A 21,737-nucleotide genomic window follows, 5' to 3' on the forward strand; every position below is an offset into this window, starting at 1 on the left:
GGCTGCTGGTGACGCGACTCCTGTTGCTTTCACTGCTCCTACCATCCATGGCTAATTCGATAATCGAATAACAGTCAACAAAAAGCGCTCCTTTTCGCAAGGGGCGTTTTTCTTTTTATCGTGGTCACAGATCGCCTAGAACAGATAGGATAGTGGTAGAGTGACCAAGGAGAATAACAACGGTTTACGCACGTCCTTTAGCGCGTTTAATAGAACAACTACAGCGCTTGCCTGGAGTTGGTCCTAAAACTGCCCAGCGCTTGGCTTTACATATTTTAAAAAGATCAGAAACGGAAGTACAGGCTTTAGCACAAGCTTTAATTGATGCAAAGCAGCAAGTAGGTCTATGTTCTGTCTGTTTTCATTTATCGGCTGAACCAGTGTGTGAAATTTGTCGAAATACTAACCGTGACAATCATACTATTTGTGTGGTGAGTGATTCTCGAGATGTGATCGCTTTAGAAAAGACGAGAGAATATCACGGCAAGTACCACGTTTTGGGTGGTGTAATTTCTCCAATGGATGGTATTGGTCCAGAACAGTTGACAATTCAATCACTTGTACGACGAGTCAACCAGCAACAACCTAAAGAGGTGATTTTGGCGATTAGTCCCAGTGTAGAAGGAGAGACGACCACCTTATATTTAGGTCAGTTATTGAAGCCATTTACGCGGGTTACGCGGATTGCTTTTGGTTTACCTGTAGGTGGCGATTTAGAGTATGCAGATGAGGTTACACTTGCAAGAGCACTTGAAGGTAGACGAGAACTAGATTAGCTGCAAAGATTCAATATTTTATAAAAATTATCATATTGTTTCTATAGATGCTTCTACATAGTTAGAGCATCTTTTTTTTGAGAATTGGCACAAAGTGTACAGCAAAGCGCAGACTTAATCTCTATACTGCTGATTGTGAGAAGCGTTGAGCAAGCTTTTTATACTTTCATCTTACTTAGATATTTCTATCGGCTACGGTAGAAAAACTTCTAGCTGCATTAAATCAGTGTTAATTTTGTAACCAAAACTTTGCTGCACGTATAACATTTATCGTTTTGCATAAAGCGAATCAAACCTACGTAGAAAAACTGATTTCCTCTGCTCTAGAATTGAGGATACTGTAAGTGTCAACACTACTTAAGTGAGCACTGATTTAGCCAAAAGAGCTTGTATGATTTTTCAAAATATTGAGACGAATAGCGACGAACGTTGACCGCGATTAGGCAAAATGTAAGCTTTTGGGGCAGTAATAGCTTGTTAATGTAATGTTTTGAGGAACACATATCTTGAGTTAAATAGTGATTACCAGGGAGTTTGAGTGTTAGTTTTTTGCAATTGATGATCTCTACATTGTACAAAGCAGAAAGTTCTCAGGTGAACCATTTTGATTCAGAGCCACCGAAAATTTTAGTCGTGGACGACCACGCAGCAAGCCGGATGACCGCTGTTGCTCTTTTAGCAGTAGAGGGGTACGAGGTTTTAGAAGCGGATAGCGGGGCAGCAGCGTTAGAGCTAGTGATACGCAGTCAGCCGGATTTGATTTTACTCGATGTTATGATGCCTGGCATGGATGGGTTTGAAGTGTGTCGCCGACTCAAACAGGACGAACAAACTCGATTGATTCCTGTTATTTTTATCACAGCGCTAAACGATCGGCGATCGCGTATTAGTGGAATCGAAGCCGGCGGCGATGACTTTCTCACCAAACCTTTCGATCGGCTAGAGTTAGCGGCGCGTGTTAAATCGCTAGTCCGACAAAAATGTTTAAACGAAGATTTAGATCATGCTGAACAAGTTTTATTTTCGATTGCGCAAGCGATTGAAAGCCGCGACCCTAACACAGGAAATCATTGTGAAAGATTGATGGATTTAAGCACAGCTTTTGGTGAATTCCTTCAGCTTTCGCGGACGCAAATGCGCAATTTACAGTGGGGAAGCTATCTGCACGACATTGGTAAAGTTGGTATTCCTGACGCAGTACTGCTGAAAGCCGGAAAATTAACACCACACGAATGGGATACAATGCGCCAGCACGTTTTAATTGGTGAAAAAATTTGCTTACCTTTACGTACAATGCGCGGCGTAATTCCCATTATTCGCCATCATCACGAACGCTGGGATGGTTCGGGCTATCCTGATGGACTAGTAGGAGATCAAATTCCCTATCTTGCGCAGGTATTTCAAGTTATTGATATTTATGATGCGCTGACGAGCGAACGCCCTTATAAACGCGCATTATCAAGTACAGAAGCACTTCAAGTTATTGCAGAAGAAAGCACAAAAGGCTGGCGCAATCCTACACTTGTCAAGCAGTTTATGGAATTTATTCACTCGCGTGACGAATAATAGCGGTCATTTCTGGCGAACTTGCGCCAAGAAGACACAATCTCAAGCGGCACTTGGAGCAATTAGCTGATATTATTAACCCGACGAAAGCTCGATAGCTGATTATGGTAGCGGTAGCAATTTTAGCAGCAGGACGCGGCACGCGAATGAAATCCTCTTTGCCTAAGGTGTTACATCCTTTGGGAGGAAGATCGATTGTTGAACAGGTTCTTCAAAGTTTACATAAAATTTCACCAACGCGGTGTTTGGTGATCATTGGCTATCAGGCAGAGCAAGTCAAAGCATCGCTTACCGAGGTAGCATCTAAGCTGACGATTCCTTTAGAGTTTGTTGAACAAACCGAACAACTAGGAACAGGTCACGCGATTCAACAAGTCATACCGTATTTAGAGGACTTTACGGATGATTTACTCGTTCTCAACGGTGATGTTCCCTTATTACGACCAGAAACGCTACAAGATTTGCTGCAAACGCATAAGGAACGTCAAAACGCTGCAACAATCCTGACCGCGCAGTTACCAAATCCACAGGGCTACGGGCGTGTATTTTGTGATGAACATAATATTGTTCAGCAAATTGTTGAAGATCGCGACTGCTCGACAGCGCAGAAACAAAACTGTCGCATTAATGCTGGAGTTTATTGCTTTCGCTGGTCAGATTTAGCTGAGGTATTACCACGATTGCAACCAAATAATACCCAGAAAGAATACTATTTGACTGATACCGTCAATTTTTTAGAGCCTGTCATGGCGGTTGATGTAGAAGATTACCAAGAAATTCTGGGGATCAATGACCGACAACAACTTGCGACTGCCTATAGTATTTTGCAAGCACGAATCAAGTCGCAGTGGATGGCTGCGGGTGTCACGCTGATCGATCCTGCAAGTATTACGATTGACGATACTGTGCAAATCGAGCCTGATGTGATTATCGAACCGCAAACGCATTTACGCGGACAGACAGTGATTCAGTCAGGGTGTCGTATTGGACCTGGTAGTTTGGTTGAAAACAGCTGTATAGCTGAGAATGTGAGCGTGCTGTATTCGGTTGTAACCGATAGTAGCGTTGCAGCAAATACGCGGATTGGTCCTTATGCGCATTTACGCGGTCATGCGGTCGTAGGTGCAGGGTGTAAGATTGGTAATTTTGTTGAGTTGAAAAATAGTCAGCTAGGCGATCGCACGAATGTAGCGCATTTATCGTATCTTGGAGATGCTACGCTCGGAACGCAAGTTAATGTAGGTGCGGGCACGATTACTGCGAATTATGACGGCGTACAAAAGCATCCGACAAAAATCGGTGATCGCTCTAAAACAGGGGCAAATAGTGTTCTAGTTGCGCCGTTAACAATTGGTAATGATGTCACTATTGCAGCAGGTTCAGCAGTCACAGAAGATGCTCCTGATAATTGTTTGGTTATTGGTCGGGCGCGTCAAGTGATCAAACCAGGTTGGCGGTTGAAAGGAAGAGATCAGGAATTATAGGGGCATTGCCTTGCTCTCAGAAATTAGCAATGAAATGCCTCTAGTTTAGAGTAGTAGTAAAGCCATAAGCTGTCTATTTGAAATGGAAGAACTACTAGAGCTTCGGGAACTGCTACAGCAAGGTAAGGTTGATGAAGCTTTGCTGTTGGTGGATGAATTAGAAGACATGAGTCTGAGTGACAAAATCAATAAAATTGATAGCTATGGCGTGGTCTTACTCGTTCATCTTATTAAACAGCAGGCAGAAAAACGCTCAACCCGCTCGTGGGAAATTTCTATTGAAAATGCGGCGCGAGAAATTAGAAAACTCAATAAACGCCGCAAAGCAGGTGGCTGTTATTTATCGTCAGCCCAACTGCTCGAGATCCTCGAAGAAGGATATCAAATTGCACTCAAACGAGCTTCTGCTGAAGCATTGGAAGGGCGTTTTGAGGCTGAAGAACTTGCAAGCATCGTAGACAAGCAAACGATTTTGTCGCAGGCGATCGCGTTGATTCAGCAGTAACTCGTTAATTCCTCACTCGTCCATTCCAACGTATCGCCAACTTTTTCGCCGGTATGATAGGCAGCAAGTAGTACTTCGCTTGTTTTTCCCCAAGCGATCGCACCAGTTGCGTCAATTGCAATTGCGCCTAAATCGCGTTTGCGGTTGTATGCTTCGGTAAACGAGCGTTGCATCGCTTCTGGTAAAGCTAAACCATCGGTGACACGGACAACGATTCGCGCCGCTAAACACTCGTCAATAATATCTTCACCAATTCCGGTACAACTGACTGCTGCATCGGCTGTGGCATAATTGCCAGCAGGCATTGCAGAATCACTTACCCGCCCGATACGTTCAAAACCTTTACCGCCCGTTGAAGTTCCAACTGCTAAATGTCCTTGTGTGTCGAGGGCAACAACGCCAATTGTACCGCGTCCGGCATTGCTCGATTCAACCAACTCTTTTTCGGCAACGACACCCGCCATTTTTTTCTCAAAATTATCTTGTCGTTCCTGAAGCCACTCTTGCAACCGCAACTCAGTCAAAGCATCGTAACTAGGAATTTGCAATTCGCGTAACAACTCGGCTGCACCATAATCGGATAATACGCGATCTGCGGAAGTTTGCAGATTTTGTGCCAGATCAATCGGATGCTGTACCCGCGAGACGTTAATTACACCACTAAAGCGCTGGCAAACACCATCCATGAGTGACGCACTCATGCGAATTTGACCATCAGATTGCAGCACTGAACCTGTTCCAGCATTAAAGCGCGGATCGTCTTCTAATAATTGACAGCCATGAACGACAGCCTCAGCAGCTGTTGCACCTGCAAGTAATAGTGCATAGACTTCTTCGATAACTGAGTAGAGCGATCGCCGAATGATTTCTACTCCACCTTTACTTTTGAGGGAACTACCAGCCCCGCCATGAATAATTAACTTTGGTTGCACTCGTCATCCTAGAATTTTAGACTTGTGATTTTAGATTTTAGATTATCTACAAAAACGATTTAGTAATATATGGTAGATATTGCTCAATTTTTCTAGCTATGTGGCTTGGTAATTGGTAAATGATAAATGCTTTTACGACCTATTCCATTGCCATATTTATCTGTATTTGAGCGCCGCCGCCGACAGCGTTCAGAGCAATACTTTACATCATCCCAACAATCTGCCCATTTTTTTCGCCAAGTGAAGGGACGCTGACAAACTGGACAAATTTTTGTCGGTAAGTCTGATTTAGCGCGAGCTCGTGCCATGTTGAGTAAGTAATAGATGAGTAGTCTAATTTTAAGAAATATTGCGAGAAAAAAGTGATGGTAGAAACCGCCTTAACTGGAATACGAATAGTTTTAGTCGAACCAGCAGGGGCTTTGAATGTTGGCGCGATCGCCCGTGTGATGAAAAATTCAGGGCTAGAAAATCTTGTGTTAGTCAATCCGCAGTGCGATCCGCTGTCTGGGGAAGCGCAACTAATGGCGGTTCATGCAGTGGATATTTTAGAAAATGCAATCCAAGTTGCAACATTACCAGAAGCGCTAGTAAACTGTACGCGCGCGATCGCGACCACCGCCCGTGATCGCGACACGGGGATTACACTCGAACATCCACGTACTGCACTTCCGTGGTTAATCGAGCAAAACACTGCGCTGATTTTTGGACCCGAATATCGCGGTTTGAGTAATGAAGAATTAAAATATGCACAACGCTTTGTCCGCATTCCGACAAGCGATCGCTACCCGTCACTGAATCTTGCTGCATCTGTTGCAATCTGCGCTTATGAACTGTTTCAATGTGCAACGCAAACAGAAACTGCTTCGACGATCAATTCTGATGTAGCTTCGCTTGATATTTTAGAAGGCTATTATCAGCAATTAGAGCAAATATTACTCGACATTGGTTATCTTTACCCGCACACGGCTGCCAGTCGGATGCAAAAGTTTCGCCAAGTGTTCAATCGCACGCAGCTAACTACTTCTGAAGTCGCTATGTTGCGAGGCGTTCTGTCTCAAATACAATGGGCATTGCAGCAGAAAACCAAGGAACAAAGTTAATTCTCCGCCGATATCAGTACAAATGAACTATTTTGCATTATTTTAAGCTGTAATTGATCGCCATTTCTTCGTAGATTGGTATAAACTAAGTTGCCAACGCCACATATTTCCCAAAAAGTAAAGCGCAATTTTAGGGTGCTTGAGGAGTTAGACGTGAAACAGCTGTCTGCTACAGAGTTAAAGGTATCAAAAACCCCAGTTTCCGAGGGTAAAACTACAGCACGACGGGAAAGTCGCCTTTCGGATAGCAGCCAGCAAAAAGTACAAAATAAAAGTAGAAATCCATCGATATCGAGATCAGCATCAACTGCTAACGGGAAAGTACGTAAAAAGGTTGACTTACCCTTAAATCCGCAGGTTGTTAATCGAAATGCTAGGGCAAATCAGCCAAATTACACCAACAAAAACGCACCTCAAAATAATGTGGAACGCGAACCGTTAAGGCGGGTGCAACTACCTCAGGAAGCAACTGAGAAGCAACGTATTATTGAGCGCACTGTGATTGCACCGCGTCCGCAGCGCGAAAAACGCCGTAATCATCGAATCAATACCTTGACAAAATCACTGTTATATGCGTCAAGGGTATTAATTTTCGGGGTGGGAATTGCAGCGATCGCCGGAACTGTGTTGTCGGTATTAGATCCTACCAATCGCATCAAAGCCGAAGATGCGCAAACTCCAGTAGCACAGGAGGAAGTGACAGAAGTCGCAGTCGTTCCAGGTTCGGCGTTGCAGATGACGCAAGAAATGAGTTCGTTAAAAACAACGGTAGAACAGTTAGCGGCGAAACAAAAAAATCTCCTTCCAGGCGTCTTTTTCTTGGATCTAGACACAGGAGCGTATTTGGAAATTAATGGGAACTCAACTTTTGCTTCGGCAAGTATGATTAAAGTGCCAGTGTTGGTTGCGTTTTTCCAAGATGTCGATGCGGGTAAAATTCGCTTGGATGAACGGCTGACGCTGAAAAAAGAGTTGGTAGGCGGCGGTTCGGGAGATATGCAATACAAGCCCTTAGGAACAAAATTCACTGCACTGGAAACAGCCACCAAGATGATTACGATCAGCGATAACACCGCGACGAATTTACTCATTGAGCGCATGGGTGGTGCTGCTGCATTGAATGAGCGGTTTCTGAGTTGGGGATTACCAGCGACACAAATTCGGAACCTACTACCAGATTTAGAAGGAACAAATACGACAAGCCCTAGAGATTTAGCGCAATTGATGGCGTTAATCGATGATGGCAAGTTGATGTCGTTGCGATCGCGCGATCGCCTGTTAGATATCATGCGAGGTACCGTGACGAATACCTTGCTACCACGCGGTTTAGGTGAAGGAGCGAGAATAGCCCATAAAACGGGTGACATCGGCTCTTTAGTCGGTGATGTGGGCTTAGTGGATATGCCGAGTGGTAAGCGCTATATTGCTGTCGCAATGGTAAAACGTCCTCATAATGATGGTCGCGCTCAAGAACTCATTCGGCAAATTTCGCGTGCGGCTTATCAAGAATTGAGCAAACCGAACGTCGATCAAATTATGCGGACAACACCTTTTGTGACAACAAACCCGCCAGCAGGCAATTCAGCAACGACTAGCAACCCACAATCGACAACGAATTAGTAAATTAAAGTTGCTGCTGTGGGTGGGCTTGTTATTCAAGATTTATATCGCGACAATTTGTTTGTTACTTCAGGATAGTTTGGAAATGACTTGGTGACATTATTTGTCGCCTTCCCTATTTTAGTTATAGCTCTAATACTATCTGCGCGAGGTTCGCAGCGATCGCAACTTGTGTGGTTAGGAATGGTGAACTACACGCTTTATAACTTTGCATTCCACCTGTTTGGCACAGCTTACAATCGCTTCTTTCTCATTTATGTAGGACTATTCACGCTATCCATTTTTGCGTTGATTTTTGGGTTGGTGGGGCTTGATGTGAAGGAAATTAGCCAGAAGTTTCGAGCCAAAACACCTGTTAAATCGATCAGCACGTATATGCTGTTTGTTGCGATCACGCTTGGTAGTTTCTGGATTTTGCAATCGTTGAATTTTGTATTGACTGGGCAAGTTCCTGAAATCATTATTACTGTAGATGGCTACACTAACATTATTGCGGCTTTAGATTTGTCAATGGTGGTGTCGGTGTTCGCCTTAGGTGGAATATGGCTTTGGCAGCGTCTTCCTTGGGGATATGTGCTTGGTGCGATCGCAAATATCAAAGGTGCTACTTATACTTTGGCATTGACAGCAGCGACAATATCTGCGAATCAAGCTGGCGTAGGAGATACAATGCTCATTCCTGTGTGGGCGTTTTTGTCACTAGGTAGCCTAATTTCCAGCTTGCTATTGCTGGGAAATATGAATCCTACTACAAGCTAGTTATAGCAGGGGTCAGGGTTAAACTCCTCTCAGGGAAATCACTAGTGAGTGACTTCTTGCCCAACAGGAGTATCTAAGATAGACCAAATTTGCTGTAGTAGTGGTTCTAACCCTTGGTGAGTCGCTGCTGAAATTAGAAACGGTTTACTACTATGACGCTGGGCAAGTTCCTGGGCGATCGCGGCAATTGTTGCTTCATCAACAGCATCAATCTTATTCAACGCCAAAATTTGTGGGCGATCGGGTAATCCGCGTCCGTAGGCGTGTAACTCTTGCTGAATCGTTTGATAGTCAGCAACGGGATCTGTGGCGGTAGCGTCTACTAAATGCAACAGCAAACGAGTACGTTCGATATGACGCAAGAAATCATGTCCTAACCCTGCGCCCTGATGCGCACCAGCGATTAAACCAGGAATATCGGCAAAAACTGTACCATCACCCGTTGGTTTACGCACAACGCCTAAATTAGGGATAAGTGTTGTAAAAGGATAATCGGCGACTTTGGGACGGGCTGCGGAAAGCGCAGAAATGAGCGTTGATTTACCCGCGTTCGGAAGTCCAATAATACCAACTTCGGCTAAGAGTTTTAATTCGAGGCGTAGCAGGCGTTGTTCTCCAGGTAAGCCAGGAAGTGCATATTCAGGGGCGCGATTGCGGTTACTCAAAAAATATTTATTTCCCAGTCCGCCTTTACCACCAGCGGCGACGCACAACGTCTGTCCTGGTGCAACTAAATCGCCCAGAAGTTCATTCGTTTGGGCATCGTAAACAACTGTACCGCAGGGAACTTCGATTATGCGATCGCTTCCTGCAGCACCTGTGCGATTATTTGGTCCACCACGCGAGCCATTTTCTGCTTGAAAACGGTGCGCATACCGAAAGTCTAATAGCGTTTGTAAATTTTCTACTGCAACTAAAATGACTGAACCACCACGTCCGCCATTTCCGCCAGAAGGTCCCCCCGCTGGCACGTATTTTTCGCGGCGGAAGGCTACAATTCCATCACCTCCTGAACCTGCTTCAACTTCTATTTCTGCTTGGTCGATAAATTGCATAGTTTTTGGGAATGGGTAATGGGTAATGGGTAATGGCACAGCACTTAGCGTTTCTTCTGTTAGCATTTAGCAGTCAAATAAAAGCTAATAGCTAATAGGCAATAGCTAATCACTATGTTAATGACCAATTACCAGTTACCAGTATTAATGATTAACAATATTCGGTGACATCTTCATGACACTCATCAGCAAGATAGGACAACGCACGGAAGCGCAATCCGACAAGTTGCTCGTAAAGTGGGTTGAGCTTACACAGTGGGGGAATGTGAACTATCTTCTTGCCAAAGAGCGTAACGTCGCGCTCAAATGGACACTGCGGCGGAATCATTTTGCACAAAAAGCGGGCAACTTTGGGATCGTGAATGTCGAGTCCATCAAGCCAGTCGCGTACAGGATGCAAAACGTCGATCTGTGGTTGTTCGTCGGTGGGTAAAGTCGTTGTATCAGCAGCGGTAGGAACGTCACACAACGTTTGGCGCAGTGCCACAAGTGCTGTTTCTTGTAACCCCAAAGCTTGGCAGAATTGATGTATAATTTCATCTTCTACTGAGGAATACGTACCATCGGCGATCGCCACCATCACCGCAGTCCGTAAAAAGTTTTCTGCGGCAACAGTATCGTCTTTGAAAACGCTTGCTAGTTCTTGCGGGGTAATTTTTTCAAACGATGCTAAATCAGAATCAATAGTAAGTTCGTGCGTTAAAGCTGCAATGATTTCTTGCTCTTGAGGATCGAAGTTCCCATCCGCCCAAGCGATCGCGAGTAATCCTCGCAACCAAGCGACGACTTGTTCGTTGGTGTAAGGAGATTTGACAACGCTTGTCATAGTAATCAATACTTATAAATTAATTTTCCGAGACTATCCTAGCGCTGGTAGTAGCCTCACTGGCTGTAAACTAGAAAACCGAGTTGCTTGATTTTAGGCATAAATTTGTGACGCTACCAGAGTTTGGATTATTTCTCATTTCAATCCTAGCGAGCGTGGCTGGGCAATGGCTGCTCAAAGCGGGTGCATTAAAGCTAGGTAGAGTAGATGCGAGTAATTTTGTGAGTCATGTGTTAGGCATGATTACGATTCCAGAATTACTTGCTGGATTGACGTGTTATGCCTTGGGTGCGATTGTTTATATTTTGGTGCTAACGCGGGTTAAACTTAGCGTTGCGGGACCAGCGGTGGCATTAGTTTATGTTTTTTCGTTGCTGATTGGATACTTTATTTTTCGCGAAGCTATTCCTACTAGTCGATTAGTTGGCTTGGGGCTAATTATCTGTGGTGTTATTCTCGTGATTTGGAAAAGTTAGAGATAGCGCGCGAGAACTTCAGCGGTCGCTTGTCCTGTTTTTGCCCAGTTGAAATTATTTGCCCTGACACGACTTTGTTCAGAAAGCCGCGATCGCAATCCTGATTCGGTTGCAACCGCTTGCATGGCGGCGGTTATTTCTGCGGTGTTGTAAGGATCGACTAATAGCGCGGCGTCGCCTGCAACTTCGGGTAACGAAGAAACATTCGAGGTAATTACTGGAGTTCCACACGCCATCGCTTCTAATACAGGTAATCCGAATCCTTCCCACAAGCTAGGAAACACCAGCGCGATCGCTTGATTGATAATTGTCGGCAAATCTTGATATTTCACATAGTCAAGAATTTTGACGCGATCGCTGATGTTGAGTTCGGCTGCTACTGTTTGTAATGCAGGAGTATAACGCGGATCGAATGGGCCTGCTAGCCATAATTCGTAGTCGCGTGGCAATGCTGCAAAAGCAGTAATTACCCGCTGCAAGTTTTTGTAAGGATCGTGGCGTCCAATGTAGAGGAAATAGTTACTTGTTGGTAAATCGAGAAAGCGAAAGTGGTTAGCATCGTGCGCTAATAAGATTGACGTAATTTTATCTGGCTTGATGTTGTAAAAGTGTGTGAGGTCCTTCGCAGTGGCAGTGGAAATGCAGAGAATATGTTCAGCTTGCGCTAGCACTTGAGGAACGTAATAGCGAAAGTAAAGCGTCAGCGGAGAACGTGAGGGAAAGTGTAAAGGAATCAAGTCGTTGACGTTGACAATGTAACGACAATTCGTCTGTAGCGGGGCTTCGGGTACGGGGGAAAATAGAAGACGCGATCGCAGTTCTTTATATATTTTGGGAATTTGCAGTTGCGTCCACAACAAACGACGAAAATGACCCAAGCTGCCATAATCTGGAGTGAGATTTGGTGGAACTGGGTAGTACTCAGCTTTTAAAGCTTTTGGGCGCGCCTCTGAGGAAATCAGTAGCGTGGGTTGGAGTGGCTGTAAATGTGGAAATAGGTTAGCCGCGTAGGTTGTTATTCCTGTTGGTTTTTGGGCAAGAAACGATAGGTTCACTAATAAGGAATTTTGCAAAATGATAGCAAGTATCTTAAATAAAGTATTGTTCCGTATATTTTACCAAACGCTACTTGCGGTTTTACAAAAATTAGTATAAAAGCATAGAAAATCAAACGCATTAATCTTAGAAAAAGAGTGAAACAATTTGTATATTTTTCTATGGTTATTAAATAACTATATGTACTATATTTAATCTTGTTAAATATATTTTTATTTGTAATTGAAGATGGTTGATGAATGACTTGAAATAGTTTTGTAACTGCAACAATATGCCCTTGTTGCGCGTATCTTTGGCAAAGTTCAAAGTCTTCGTAATAAAGGAAATATCTTGAATCAAATTGCGGACATTCACTAAAATTGTTACAATTAAGAATCAAACTACAGCCAGAAACCCAATCACACTGAACGTAGGCTGCGTCTGAATTACTTAAAATGTCTTGAGTTGAAATAGTGCCAGTAGCGCGACGAAAACAACCACCAGCAAACCAAATGTCATTGTTGGGCGTGTAAATAATTGTACCGAGTATTGAAACTTCTGGATAGGTTGCAAAAAAACAATTCGCTTTTTCCTGAATGTTTTCTATAAAATAAGCATCAGGATTAATAATCCAAACAATGGCATTTTGATTCTGAGAATAAATCCATTGCAATCCTAGGTTACAAGCTTTTCCAAAACCAATATTTCCCCCTGGTTCAAGGATAGTAATATCTTGCGATTGGAGAGAACGAATAGCAATATCGTCAACTGAATTATTGACAATTACTACTTTACTGAGCGTATTAGAATTATTAGGAATTGATGCAATTAACTTCGTTATAAGCGATGTTGAATAATAATTAACAGTTAGAAAATAGATCACGCTAGTTCAATTTGGCAGTCATCACCGACTAGAAAACGCAAGGCTTTAGGGCGTCTTGCTGCTACCGTTAGTTGTGCGCGCTGCCCAATAACACTATCAATAATACGTTGGTGAATGCGGTCAATTTTTGCTCCTTGTAGAACAACACTATGTTCGATATCTGTCTCGATAATTGTGGCTTGGTCGGCAATACTACTGTAGGGACCAATAAAACAGTTTTCTAAATAGCAATTACTACCAATGACGACAGGACCGCGTATTGTACAGTTAAGGACTTTGGAACCAGAACCAATTTGCACACGCCCAATAACTTGACTGTATGAATCGACCTCACCAAGATTAGAAGTTTTCAGATAGGTATCGAGAATCAGGCGATTCGCTTCTAAAAGATCATCTTTTTTTCCGGTATCCAGCCACCAGCCTTCGAGTTGACACGCTGAGACTTGCTTTTGTTGATTAATTAAGCACTGAATCGCGTCGGTAATTTCTAATTCTCCTCTAGCAGAAGGTTGAATACACGCGATCGCTTCATGAATTGTGTGAGAAAAGAAGTAAACACCGACTAAAGCAAGATTTGAAGGGGGAACTTGTGGCTTTTCAATTAACTCTAAAACGCGCCCGTATTCATCGACTTTGGCAACACCAAAAGCACTAGGATTCGATACAGGACGCAATAAAATTAAGGCATCGTGCTGTTTTTGGGTAAACTGCTGGAGAAAATAACTTAAATCTCCTTGCTGAATTAAGTTATCACCCAAATACATGATAAAAGGATCGTCTTTCAAGAAAGGTTGGGCAATTTGAACCGCATGAGCCAAACCAGCAGGTTTATCTTGGAGGATATATGTAATATTGGCGCCAAAGCGATCGCCGGTTCCGGTTTTATTCTTGACTTCGCGTCCTGTTTCTGGACTAATGATAATCCCAATATCAGTAATTCCAGCGGCAACGATTTCTTCAATACCGTACCAAAGAATTGGTTTGTTGGCGACGGGTACAAGTTGTTTAGCACCAGTATACGTTAGGGGACGCAAGCGAGTCCCTTTACCGCCGGAGAGAATCAGCGCTTTCATAGCTATTTGTGTAAAGTTCTGCCAGCATTTTCCTAAGTCCTTGTCGCCAGTGAGGCGATGGAGTTCCCAAAACTTTGGTTATTTTCTCACACGCGAGAACCGAATATGAGGGTCGTTGCGTTAACGTCGGATATTCAGGCGTTGTAATCGGAATTACGTGCTGAATTTTGAGAGGAAAGCTTAATTTCTGCGCTTCTTCAAAAATTGCGATCGCAAAATCGTACCAGCTAGCAACACCACTGTTGGTATAGTGATAAATTCCGGTTGGGATTGGGTTGATTTCGAGTAATTGCGCGATCGCACGAGTTATATCGCCTGTCCATGTTGGATTTCCGATTTGATCGGCGACGACACGAATTTCTTTGCGATCTGCACCGAGTCGCAGCATCGTTTTGACAAAGTTATTACCGTGACTACCGTATACCCAAGCTGTTCGTAAGATAATGTAGCGATCACAGTTATCTTGAATTGCTTGTTCGCCAGCAAGTTTTGATCGTCCATAAACCCCTAAGGGGTTTGTCGCATCAGTTTCTTGGTATGGATGACTTTGACAACCATCGAATACGTAATCTGTAGAAATATGAATTAGGTGCAAATTTGATTGTTGTGCTTCTGCGGCGAGAATACCAGGGGCGATCGCGTTAATCGCGGTTGCGAGTTCCGGTTCGGTTTCGGCTTTGTCTACCGCTGTGTATGCTGCGGCGTTGATAATGATTTGAGGCTGGACTTTATGGATAATCTGACGCAGGCTATCAGGTTGGGTTAAGTCAATCGTTGGACGTCCCACCGCAGTGACATCTGCAATCGGTGCAAGATAGCGTTGTAGTTCTTGACCTAATTGACCTGTGTTACCAATCAGTAAAATTGACGGTCTCATGCAGTTAATTTACAACAGTCTGGCAATGCGGATATCATAGCGGATTGTGTAGGAACTTATGGCAATCCTCAATTATTTATGAGAATCTCTCTTTGTGTTTACCTTGCAAGAAGGCTACGCCAATGTGGTTCGTTCCAAAAAAGAACGTACAATCAAGCAAAGACTTCAGCTTTATGAAATAGTTGACCTGCTTGGTCTTTCTGTGAAAGTATAGGTGGAGTAGAAATAGTCCAATCAATTGCCAGATCTGGGTCATTCCACAAAATACAACGTTCGTGCTGTGGTGCGTAGTAGTCTGTCGTTTTGTAAAGAACTTCAGCGCTAGGAGAAAGAACTAGAAAGCCGTGGGCAAAACCTGGAGGTATCCACAATTGACGTTTATTTTCAGCACTCAAGATACAACTAATCCATTGACCAAAAGTTGGAGAACTTTTGCGGATATCTAACGCGACATCCAGAATTTCGCCAGTGATTGCGCGAACCAGCTTACCTTGTGGCTGCTGAATTTGATAGTGTAGTCCCCGCAGGACGTTTTGTTGCGATCGCGAATGGTTATCTTGGACAAAGTGCAGTGACACTCCCACTTTCTCAGCAAAAGCTTTCTCGTTGTAGCTTTCAAAAAAGAAGCCGCGATCGTCACCAAAGATTCGAGGCTCAATAATTAAAACATCAGGTATCTCAGTCGGCAATATATTCATCTTCTTGCACTTTTTACAGACAGACCAACCCAGCTAAATACGCCATAGATTCCTGCAATGAGAATAACTATGATATGCATTACAATACCAGCAGTCAGCGTGTGATAGGAATCATATCCTAATAAAGTAAAACCAAATACCCAACCAGCCTCTAGTGTTCCGATGTTACCCAGTGTACTTACTGGTAGTAGCTGAGTTAAATTAGCTAAGCTTGAACCTAATATGACTTCTGATAAAGACATTGAGAAGCCAAGCGACTGTAGAACTACCCAAAATAAAATAAATATTGTCAACCACAATAAGATTGAGTAGCTAAAAAGTTTTAAGTGAAGTGAAATTTGGCGATAAATAATTAACTCATCGTAAAAGTTTTTGATAAGAGTTTTCAATTTTAAAAATAAGCTACCTATTTTCCTAGATTGAGTTATTCCTCGCCAAGCTTGGGCAATTTGCTGATTTTGTTGAATGAGTACAGTTAATAAACCTACAAGTAGAGCGATCGCCAGTAACACTAAAACTAACAAAGTGACCCAATAGCTAGCTATTCTTTTCTGTGCTACAGCAAATCCTATACCCAAACATACTATAGTTCCCAATGCTAAAGCATCATGAATTCGCGTTAATAATAGTGAGGCTACAGAGCTAATATAAGGATAGTTTGAATAACGTTTAAGTAAAATAGGTAAACTTAGTTCACCTGATCGCACTGGTAAGATATGATTAAGAAATTGGTATATACAAGTAATCTCAAAAATAAGCAAGGATGAAATTCTTGCTTTAATTGAAAGCAGTTCTAGAAAGCGCAATGCTCTTAATGCTTGGGTAATTCCTACTAGTAGAAATATTTTTGATACACCTAATACACCAACTTGAGACAACGCAGATAAAATATCAGAAGGATTTAGGATAGTCCCCAACAAAGCTATTAAGAAGATAGTAAAAACTATACTCCATGCTTTTTTACTACGGACTAGACGATCGACCATTTTGTTATTTAGTTTGCGCTAGAATCACAGTCCAAGGCAATAGTGCTTTCACAGTTAAAATCTTAAACTTTGCTTCTACCAGTTTGATAAAACCTCGACGCGACCAGTGTTGAATATGTCCTGGACTGTTACCAAATTCAGTTAAATAAGCACCGCGTAAAAAATTCAGTGTTCTAAATATCGGTTCTCTTGGAACACTAAGAATACAGTAAGGTGTGGCAACGCAAGCAAGCTTTTCTAAGCCGAGTTGGGGATGTTCCAAATGTTCTAACACTTCACAGCATACAACTAAATCAGCTTGATCTAGATCATGCAAGTTGTATATACTTTTTTTCTCAAAAGATATCCGAGAATAATTGACTCGACTTCTTGCAATGTCAAGAATTTTATCTGAAATATCGACGCAATGTAATGATGCGTTTGTTTGACTCAGTATTTGAGTAACGTGACCTTCACCGCAGCCAACTTCAAGAATAGTTTGAGGGTTTATTTTGCTGACAAGTTCTGTAATAGCTTGATCGAACTGGTACAGTAAATATTTTCCTACAGGATTTCGCATTTCATACTTATTCGAGCCAGTACCAACAACGATACCATCCTCAACGAGGGGAAAATGGCGATTTTGCTTCATGTTCAACCGTTTGAATACTAACGAGATAATTGCAAATTTTCGTCGATCACTTCAGCAACTTGTTGTTCTAAGCAGTCTGAGTGCGAGTATCGTGTTAATAACTCTGCTAGTATTCCTAAAGAAATTAATTGAACTGCTAGAATTGTGGATAGTATGCCGAAAAATAAAAGTGGTCGATTACCGATTGGACCTAAACCCAAAAACCATAAAATGACGAGATAGATAAGAACTCCACTGCCTAAAAAACCAAAAAACAAGCCTAATTTACCGAATAAGTGTCCTGGTTTATACAAGTAACGAGTAATCACAAGTACGGTTAATAAATCAATTAAACCGCGCGAATAACGTTCCCATCCATATTTGGACTTTCCATATTGTCTACTAAAGTGACAAACAGCAACTTCTCCGACTCGAAAACCTAAACTATGTGCAAGTACTGGAATATATCTGTGGAGTTCGCCATAGAGTTTGATACAGTCTAAAACTTCCTTGCGATAGACTTTAAAACCACAGTTAAAATCATGCAAAGGAATCCCCGCAATTTTTGCAGTGACTTTGTTGTATATTTGCGAAGGTAGAGTTTTTGAGATGGGGTCGTTTCGGCGTTGACGCCAGCCCGAAACGAGATCAAAGCCTTCTTCTAATTTGTTTAAAAATTTAGGAACCTCAGCCGGATCGTCTTGGAGATCAGCATCAATTGTAAAAATAATTTTTCCTTTCGCTCGCTTGAATCCAGCAAAAAGTGCAGCGGATTTACCAAAATTTTTGCGGAGTTTAATCGCCTTAATTTGTGTAGGATATTGATGCACTAAATCTTTAATATAAAACCAAGAATCGTCACTACTTCCATCGTCTATAAAGATAATTTCGTATTTACTTAGTCTTTCCTTTGTCATGACTTTTTGAATTTTTTCTGACAAAGGAACAACGGTCGCTTCTTCATTACATACAGGAATTACAAAGCTAATACCAATTGACATATTAATTTAGTTTGAATGGGGTTCATTGAGCTTGTAAACGTTTTGTAACCTGATCCAGTCTTTTTGGTTTGCACTCGTATACGCAAACAAGGTTTCATCTTCTGGGGAGAGGTGAACGTATCCTTTCCAGCCAGAAAATGCGTAAGACGTTCCTAGGGATTGAGCAACGTCTGGACGAGGAAACCCTGTGAGCGCAAAACCACGTATGATGTTATCTTGATTTAAGATGGCAATGCAGTTGAGACGACGATGATTGCGATCGCCTACCCAGCCTTCAACTTTGGCAATGTCGGGTGTCAGCTGAGTCAAGCGATCAAAAAAACCTGGTAATGTCCTTAGTACTGGAGATTTGGGTACTTGGGAACCCAGATACGGGTTGACTGTACAAAAGCTGTTATGGAAAGGTTGATGAAATGGAACGAAACCGTGTTGTTTGAGCGCAGTTGTTAAATTGAGGAATTGTTCAGGAGAGGGTGTAATAACGTGCTGAACAATATCTGTATCAGCAACACCGAGTTGAACTGACAGAGTTACCAATGGTTGTAAGGAAGCTGTGCGGGCAATCATTTGAGCGGCTTCAGTTCCAACTCTGTACATCGACAGAATCAAAATGGTTAATCCTGCGAATAAAGTTATTAGTAGTTGCCAATAACTATTATCATTTAGTCGAAATTTTTGCAACCCTGTGAGGACAATCACAGTCCAACTTAACCAAAATAGACTAGGCAACGAAGCATAGCGCGAAACAGTTGCAGATTCTAGCCCAAATCCAGAACGACTCATCGCCGCCATCAACGCAGTGCCAAGAACATAACCTTGTAAAGCAAGCCAAGGTAGCCATGACGTCCGAACCCATTTTGCTTGCGGTGTTAGCCAATAGCCTGTACAGCAAATTGCGATCGCACAACCAACAACACCGATAATAAAGGCTGTATGAATATTCAGCGTAAAAATCGCGCCTAAATACGTTGGAATGTATGCAAAGAGATCGCGAATACTCAGCGACAACGGTGGATGGTAGTATGGCGTTTTGTAACTCAGGACATAAGTACCACCGATAGCGATCGCCGCGACAAAGTATAATACCACTACCCGCAGCGGTAAACGCATCAATACTACAGCAGTACATAAAACTGGCAATACCGCAAGCGCAGTACTATACGTTAACGCACCAAGGGCAGCAAAAAATAGGCTAATAATTGCCCATAATATCTTTTGCGAGCGAACTAGCTTTGATAGACAAAAGATCGCGGCGGTAACAAACAGATTTGCTCCTATCCAAGCCACACCACTAAAGCCTCGCATCCAATTGTGTGCGGCTGCGGGGGTAAAGCAAAAGACTGAGATACAAAAAATTAAGCTGACAAACAAAAACCGCGATCGCAGTAGCTTTTTTGGAAGCAGCGCCACTAAAAATATGGCTTGTATGCACGCAAACAAAAAAGTGATGCACGACAACCCGATATTTGAACCTTTTGTCGCCATCATGTTGATAGCGTAAATGATTGCTGGAATGAAAACTACGTGTTCATTCGCACGTACTAACCAGTCGGTAGGATGTGGGGAAAAGCCATTGATTGAATAAAAATGACTAATAATATTCCAGTAATCATAGGTAGAAATTTCGCCCGACTGCGTAATCCAATAAAAAATATAAGCAACTGGTAGAAAAATAACGATCAAGGCAACAGCGCGAGTAAGTTTATGTTTGTAAGGCATACGATTGTTCCTCGTAGCTGCTGAAAAAATATAGGATGTTATGCGATCATTTTTAATAGCTTACCGTGGATTCTCATTGAACTATTTAATGCTTAGAGTATATTGCTTAAAAGTAATACCACTGATTGTCTCAAGAGTAGAACAAATAATAGGTTATAATCTTTACAAGTGTGTCAAAGATGCGGTAGATTAGCATAAACATTGCTCTATTGTGCTAAACAATTTTTTATTAAGTTATTATCGCGTTATCACTACTTCGCGGGTAGTTGTTAATTGTGTAGCTTCTCTTGCTTCCGAATCGTAAGCCCACGCTTTAAGCATTAGCGATCCCTCTGGTAATGTAGAAGCATCAAAATTTATATTCCAGCCAGAATTAGCGAACGCAGAATTATTTAAAACTTTGGCGACATCTGGTCTTTCTACATTCACTGGAGCAACGGCAACAACAGCATTGTTGTCTCCATATGTAATAATGACGTTATCTGCTGGTCTTCCTTTATTGGTAAGAATTGCCCACCCGTAGACATTTATTGGCTCAGTTCCAGACACTTCTATGCGCGGAGCATTGGAACCATTAACACCATCAAAGAAGCCTTGAGCACCTGTGGAAGTTGTTCTAAAATTAATTTCTCCTACATTAGTGACTCCAGGAATACTGACACCAGCGGGTAGTTCCGTTGTTTGTGGAGGTGTTGTGGTAGTTTGATTAGCAGGAGCGCAAGCAGCTAAGATAATTGTTGCGATCGCGCTTAAAGAGGTTGTCTGTAGAAACTTTTGAATTCTCATAATTTCCTTTTCTACCTAGCAAATTGGTTATGGCTATGAATTATGATGCTCCGAATCATTTTTGCAAGCCACCAACGTTGATAAGGTAGGTATGCAAAAAGTGCTTTTGGTTTTAGATTGCTAAAAAGTTTACTACATAACTTGCTAAGATTCTCTTTTCGCACACAAAATAAGATATATTTATTATTTTGAATACCTATGCGATTGATTTGCGAATAATGACAATAAATTCCATTTGATTTTTTTGCAGCAATTCGAGTTCAATTGGTAAAGATAAAGAATTTCGGCAGTATAGTAGTAATTCTAAAAATTCTATTTGTGTCCAAACATGAAAATGTATGCTGTAATTGATGTCAAGTAAATTCTTTGCTCTAGTCGCAACGTCGCTATCCGCAGCTTTTTCAACAAGTCTCGCCCATTCTTCGTAGTGGAATTGCTCTGACCAGCTTCCGCCTTCTTCATAGTCGCGAATAATGTGTTCGAGTGGAGTTATGGGTCGATCGCAGTCGAATGTATAACGTTTATCTGGTACAGCAATATATAAAACTCCATCAACTTTTAAGACTCTTAACCAATTTTCTAAAGAAAATATTGGGTTCTGACAATGTTCGATAACATGATTAGCAATGACAAAATCTAGCGATGTGTCGGGTATTGAAGTCAGCTGTTCGCCGTCATCGATAATATCTGGCTCAACGAATTTATAGGCGGTTAACTCTGGATACTGTTGTCTTAATTGCTCAATGGTAATTCTATCGACGTAATGAATGTCTATATCATCGGGAACAGGTAAAGGTGAATGTAAAGCACCTATTTCAATACCTGTACCTGTTAAATATTTAGCAGCAATTTGGCGACGTAAATCCTTGTCTACACTAGCGGGATCGCTTGATTTTTTATTTGAGAAAAGGAAGTTAAGCTTACGTACTAATGTAGTAACCGAGCTATTCACTGCCTTCAATTTCAT

Annotated in this window: 22 protein-coding genes and 1 pseudogene; 8 read left to right on the forward strand and 15 right to left on the reverse strand. The window is 42.2% G+C overall.

The window, feature by feature from the left end; all coding sequences use genetic code 11:
• Window positions 1–173: 173 nt before the first annotated feature.
• The 4 genes from recR to NIES1031_RS13115 all read left to right on the forward strand — a co-directional run bounded on the left by recR (window position 174) and on the right by NIES1031_RS13115 (window position 4,331).
• The gene (gene recR, locus NIES1031_RS13100; RefSeq protein ID WP_073549870.1) at window positions 174–776 is read left to right on the forward strand and encodes a recombination mediator RecR; all 603 of its coding nucleotides are present in this window, start codon (window positions 174–176) and stop codon (window positions 774–776) included.
• A gap of 558 nt (window positions 777–1,334) precedes the next feature.
• Window positions 1,335–2,342, forward strand: coding sequence for a response regulator (locus NIES1031_RS13105; RefSeq protein WP_073549872.1), 1,008 nt, complete (start codon window positions 1,335–1,337; stop codon window positions 2,340–2,342).
• 104 nt (window positions 2,343–2,446) lie between these two features.
• Window positions 2,447–3,826: a bifunctional UDP-N-acetylglucosamine diphosphorylase/glucosamine-1-phosphate N-acetyltransferase GlmU gene (gene glmU, locus NIES1031_RS13110; protein ID WP_073549873.1), complete on the forward strand. Its 1,380-nt coding sequence runs from the start codon at window positions 2,447–2,449 to the stop codon at window positions 3,824–3,826.
• A gap of 82 nt (window positions 3,827–3,908) precedes the next feature.
• Window positions 3,909–4,331: a DUF29 family protein gene (locus NIES1031_RS13115; RefSeq protein WP_073549874.1), complete on the forward strand. Its 423-nt coding sequence runs from the start codon at window positions 3,909–3,911 to the stop codon at window positions 4,329–4,331.
• On the opposite strand, the gene NIES1031_RS13120 is transcribed toward NIES1031_RS13115, so the two are convergent.
• Both NIES1031_RS13120 and NIES1031_RS13125 read right to left on the reverse strand, forming a co-directional pair.
• Entirely contained in the window at window positions 4,322–5,263 is a 942-nt protein-coding gene (locus NIES1031_RS13120; protein ID WP_073549875.1) for an isoaspartyl peptidase/L-asparaginase, read from the reverse strand. The two genes, NIES1031_RS13115 and NIES1031_RS13120, sit on opposite strands and share 10 nt — an antisense overlap.
• 167 nt (window positions 5,264–5,430) lie before the next feature.
• Window positions 5,431–5,571: pseudogene (locus tag NIES1031_RS13125) on the reverse strand (DUF2256 domain-containing protein); the annotation flags it as partial.
• A 57-nt stretch (window positions 5,572–5,628) separates the two neighbouring features.
• On the opposite strand from NIES1031_RS13125, the gene NIES1031_RS13130 reads away from it, so the two are divergent.
• The 3 genes from NIES1031_RS13130 (at window position 5,629) to NIES1031_RS13140 (ending at window position 8,745) form a co-directional block, all read left to right on the forward strand.
• On the forward strand, window positions 5,629–6,366 hold the full coding sequence (locus NIES1031_RS13130; protein WP_073549877.1) for an RNA methyltransferase: 738 nt from the start codon (window positions 5,629–5,631) through the stop codon (window positions 6,364–6,366).
• Between the two features lie 153 nt (window positions 6,367–6,519).
• Window positions 6,520–7,986 carry a serine hydrolase gene (locus tag NIES1031_RS13135; protein WP_073549878.1) on the forward strand — a complete coding sequence of 489 codons (1,467 nt, stop codon included), beginning with the start codon at window positions 6,520–6,522 and terminating at the stop codon, window positions 7,984–7,986.
• 93 nt (window positions 7,987–8,079) lie between these two features.
• Window positions 8,080–8,745 (forward strand): hypothetical protein, encoded by a 666-nt coding sequence (locus NIES1031_RS13140; protein WP_073549879.1) that lies wholly within the window; start codon window positions 8,080–8,082, stop codon window positions 8,743–8,745.
• A gap of 41 nt (window positions 8,746–8,786) precedes the next feature.
• On the opposite strand, the gene obgE is transcribed toward NIES1031_RS13140, so the two are convergent.
• On the reverse strand, window positions 8,787–9,800 hold the full coding sequence (obgE, locus tag NIES1031_RS13145) for a GTPase ObgE (protein WP_073550068.1): 1,014 nt from the start codon (window positions 9,798–9,800) through the stop codon (window positions 8,787–8,789).
• A gap of 151 nt (window positions 9,801–9,951) precedes the next feature.
• On the reverse strand, window positions 9,952–10,626 hold the full coding sequence (locus tag NIES1031_RS13150; RefSeq protein ID WP_073549883.1) for a Mo-dependent nitrogenase C-terminal domain-containing protein: 675 nt from the start codon (window positions 10,624–10,626) through the stop codon (window positions 9,952–9,954).
• A 107-nt stretch (window positions 10,627–10,733) separates the two neighbouring features.
• Between NIES1031_RS13150 and NIES1031_RS13155 the strand changes: the two genes are divergently transcribed.
• Window positions 10,734–11,102, forward strand: coding sequence for a DMT family transporter (locus tag NIES1031_RS13155; protein WP_073549884.1), 369 nt, complete (start codon window positions 10,734–10,736; stop codon window positions 11,100–11,102).
• Here NIES1031_RS13155 and NIES1031_RS13160 read toward each other — a convergent pair.
• The 11 genes from NIES1031_RS13160 to NIES1031_RS13210 form a co-directional block, all read right to left on the reverse strand.
• The gene (locus tag NIES1031_RS13160; protein WP_218596802.1) at window positions 11,099–12,181 is read right to left on the reverse strand and encodes a glycosyltransferase family 4 protein; all 1,083 of its coding nucleotides are present in this window, start codon (window positions 12,179–12,181) and stop codon (window positions 11,099–11,101) included. The two genes, NIES1031_RS13155 and NIES1031_RS13160, sit on opposite strands and share 4 nt — an antisense overlap.
• Entirely contained in the window at window positions 12,157–13,020 is an 864-nt protein-coding gene (locus NIES1031_RS13165; RefSeq protein ID WP_073549887.1) for a glycosyltransferase family 2 protein, read from the reverse strand. The genes NIES1031_RS13160 and NIES1031_RS13165 overlap by 25 nt, the downstream gene beginning before the upstream one ends.
• Window positions 13,017–14,093, reverse strand: coding sequence for a glucose-1-phosphate thymidylyltransferase (locus NIES1031_RS13170; RefSeq protein WP_073549889.1), 1,077 nt, complete (start codon window positions 14,091–14,093; stop codon window positions 13,017–13,019). Before NIES1031_RS13170 ends, NIES1031_RS13165 begins: the two co-directional genes overlap by 4 nt.
• On the reverse strand, window positions 14,065–14,970 hold the full coding sequence (rfbD, locus tag NIES1031_RS13175) for a dTDP-4-dehydrorhamnose reductase (RefSeq protein WP_073549890.1): 906 nt from the start codon (window positions 14,968–14,970) through the stop codon (window positions 14,065–14,067). The genes NIES1031_RS13170 and rfbD overlap by 29 nt, the downstream gene beginning before the upstream one ends.
• A 152-nt stretch (window positions 14,971–15,122) precedes the next feature.
• Entirely contained in the window at window positions 15,123–15,668 is a 546-nt protein-coding gene (rfbC, locus tag NIES1031_RS13180) for a dTDP-4-dehydrorhamnose 3,5-epimerase (RefSeq protein WP_073549891.1), read from the reverse strand.
• On the reverse strand, window positions 15,665–16,654 hold the full coding sequence (locus NIES1031_RS13185) for a lysylphosphatidylglycerol synthase transmembrane domain-containing protein (protein WP_073549892.1): 990 nt from the start codon (window positions 16,652–16,654) through the stop codon (window positions 15,665–15,667). The genes rfbC and NIES1031_RS13185 overlap by 4 nt, the downstream gene beginning before the upstream one ends.
• A gap of 4 nt (window positions 16,655–16,658) precedes the next feature.
• On the reverse strand, window positions 16,659–17,285 hold the full coding sequence (locus NIES1031_RS13190) for a class I SAM-dependent methyltransferase (protein WP_073549893.1): 627 nt from the start codon (window positions 17,283–17,285) through the stop codon (window positions 16,659–16,661).
• Window positions 17,286–17,302: 17 nt separating this feature from the next.
• The gene (locus NIES1031_RS13195) at window positions 17,303–18,265 is read right to left on the reverse strand and encodes a glycosyltransferase family 2 protein (RefSeq protein ID WP_073549894.1); all 963 of its coding nucleotides are present in this window, start codon (window positions 18,263–18,265) and stop codon (window positions 17,303–17,305) included.
• A gap of 6 nt (window positions 18,266–18,271) precedes the next feature.
• The gene (locus NIES1031_RS13200) at window positions 18,272–19,984 is read right to left on the reverse strand and encodes a hypothetical protein (RefSeq protein WP_073549895.1); all 1,713 of its coding nucleotides are present in this window, start codon (window positions 19,982–19,984) and stop codon (window positions 18,272–18,274) included.
• A 237-nt stretch (window positions 19,985–20,221) separates the two neighbouring features.
• Entirely contained in the window at window positions 20,222–20,770 is a 549-nt protein-coding gene (locus NIES1031_RS13205; protein ID WP_073549896.1) for a hypothetical protein, read from the reverse strand.
• A gap of 196 nt (window positions 20,771–20,966) precedes the next feature.
• Entirely contained in the window at window positions 20,967–21,722 is a 756-nt protein-coding gene (locus NIES1031_RS13210) for a methyltransferase domain-containing protein (protein ID WP_236738831.1), read from the reverse strand.
• Between the last annotated feature and the right edge of the window lie 15 nt (window positions 21,723–21,737).

This window comes from Chroogloeocystis siderophila 5.2 s.c.1, from assembly GCF_001904655.1.
GTDB classification, from domain to species: domain Bacteria; phylum Cyanobacteriota; class Cyanobacteriia; order Cyanobacteriales; family Chroococcidiopsidaceae; genus Chroogloeocystis; species Chroogloeocystis siderophila.

Excerpts from the sequence above, each read along its gene's own strand:
- NIES1031_RS13105 (WP_073549872.1), top strand. The coding sequence starts at position 1,335 with ATGATCTCTACATTGTACAAAGCAGAAAGTTCTCAGGTGAACCATTTT.
- glmU (WP_073549873.1), top strand. The coding sequence starts at position 2,447 with ATGGTAGCGGTAGCAATTTTAGCAGCAGGACGCGGCACGCGAATGAAA.
- NIES1031_RS13115 (WP_073549874.1), top strand. The coding sequence starts at position 3,909 with ATGGAAGAACTACTAGAGCTTCGGGAACTGCTACAGCAAGGTAAGGTT.
- NIES1031_RS13130 (WP_073549877.1), top strand. The coding sequence starts at position 5,629 with ATGGTAGAAACCGCCTTAACTGGAATACGAATAGTTTTAGTCGAACCA.
- obgE (WP_073550068.1), bottom strand. The coding sequence starts at position 9,800 with ATGCAATTTATCGACCAAGCAGAAATAGAAGTTGAAGCAGGTTCAGGA.
- NIES1031_RS13150 (WP_073549883.1), bottom strand. The coding sequence starts at position 10,626 with ATGACAAGCGTTGTCAAATCTCCTTACACCAACGAACAAGTCGTCGCT.
- NIES1031_RS13170 (WP_073549889.1), bottom strand. The coding sequence starts at position 14,093 with ATGAAAGCGCTGATTCTCTCCGGCGGTAAAGGGACTCGCTTGCGTCCC.
- rfbD (WP_073549890.1), bottom strand. The coding sequence starts at position 14,970 with ATGAGACCGTCAATTTTACTGATTGGTAACACAGGTCAATTAGGTCAA.
- rfbC (WP_073549891.1), bottom strand. The coding sequence starts at position 15,668 with ATGAATATATTGCCGACTGAGATACCTGATGTTTTAATTATTGAGCCT.
- NIES1031_RS13185 (WP_073549892.1), bottom strand. The coding sequence starts at position 16,654 with ATGGTCGATCGTCTAGTCCGTAGTAAAAAAGCATGGAGTATAGTTTTT.
- NIES1031_RS13190 (WP_073549893.1), bottom strand. The coding sequence starts at position 17,285 with ATGAAGCAAAATCGCCATTTTCCCCTCGTTGAGGATGGTATCGTTGTT.
- NIES1031_RS13195 (WP_073549894.1), bottom strand. The coding sequence starts at position 18,265 with ATGTCAATTGGTATTAGCTTTGTAATTCCTGTATGTAATGAAGAAGCG.
- NIES1031_RS13200 (WP_073549895.1), bottom strand. The coding sequence starts at position 19,984 with ATGCCTTACAAACATAAACTTACTCGCGCTGTTGCCTTGATCGTTATT.
- NIES1031_RS13205 (WP_073549896.1), bottom strand. The coding sequence starts at position 20,770 with ATGAGAATTCAAAAGTTTCTACAGACAACCTCTTTAAGCGCGATCGCA.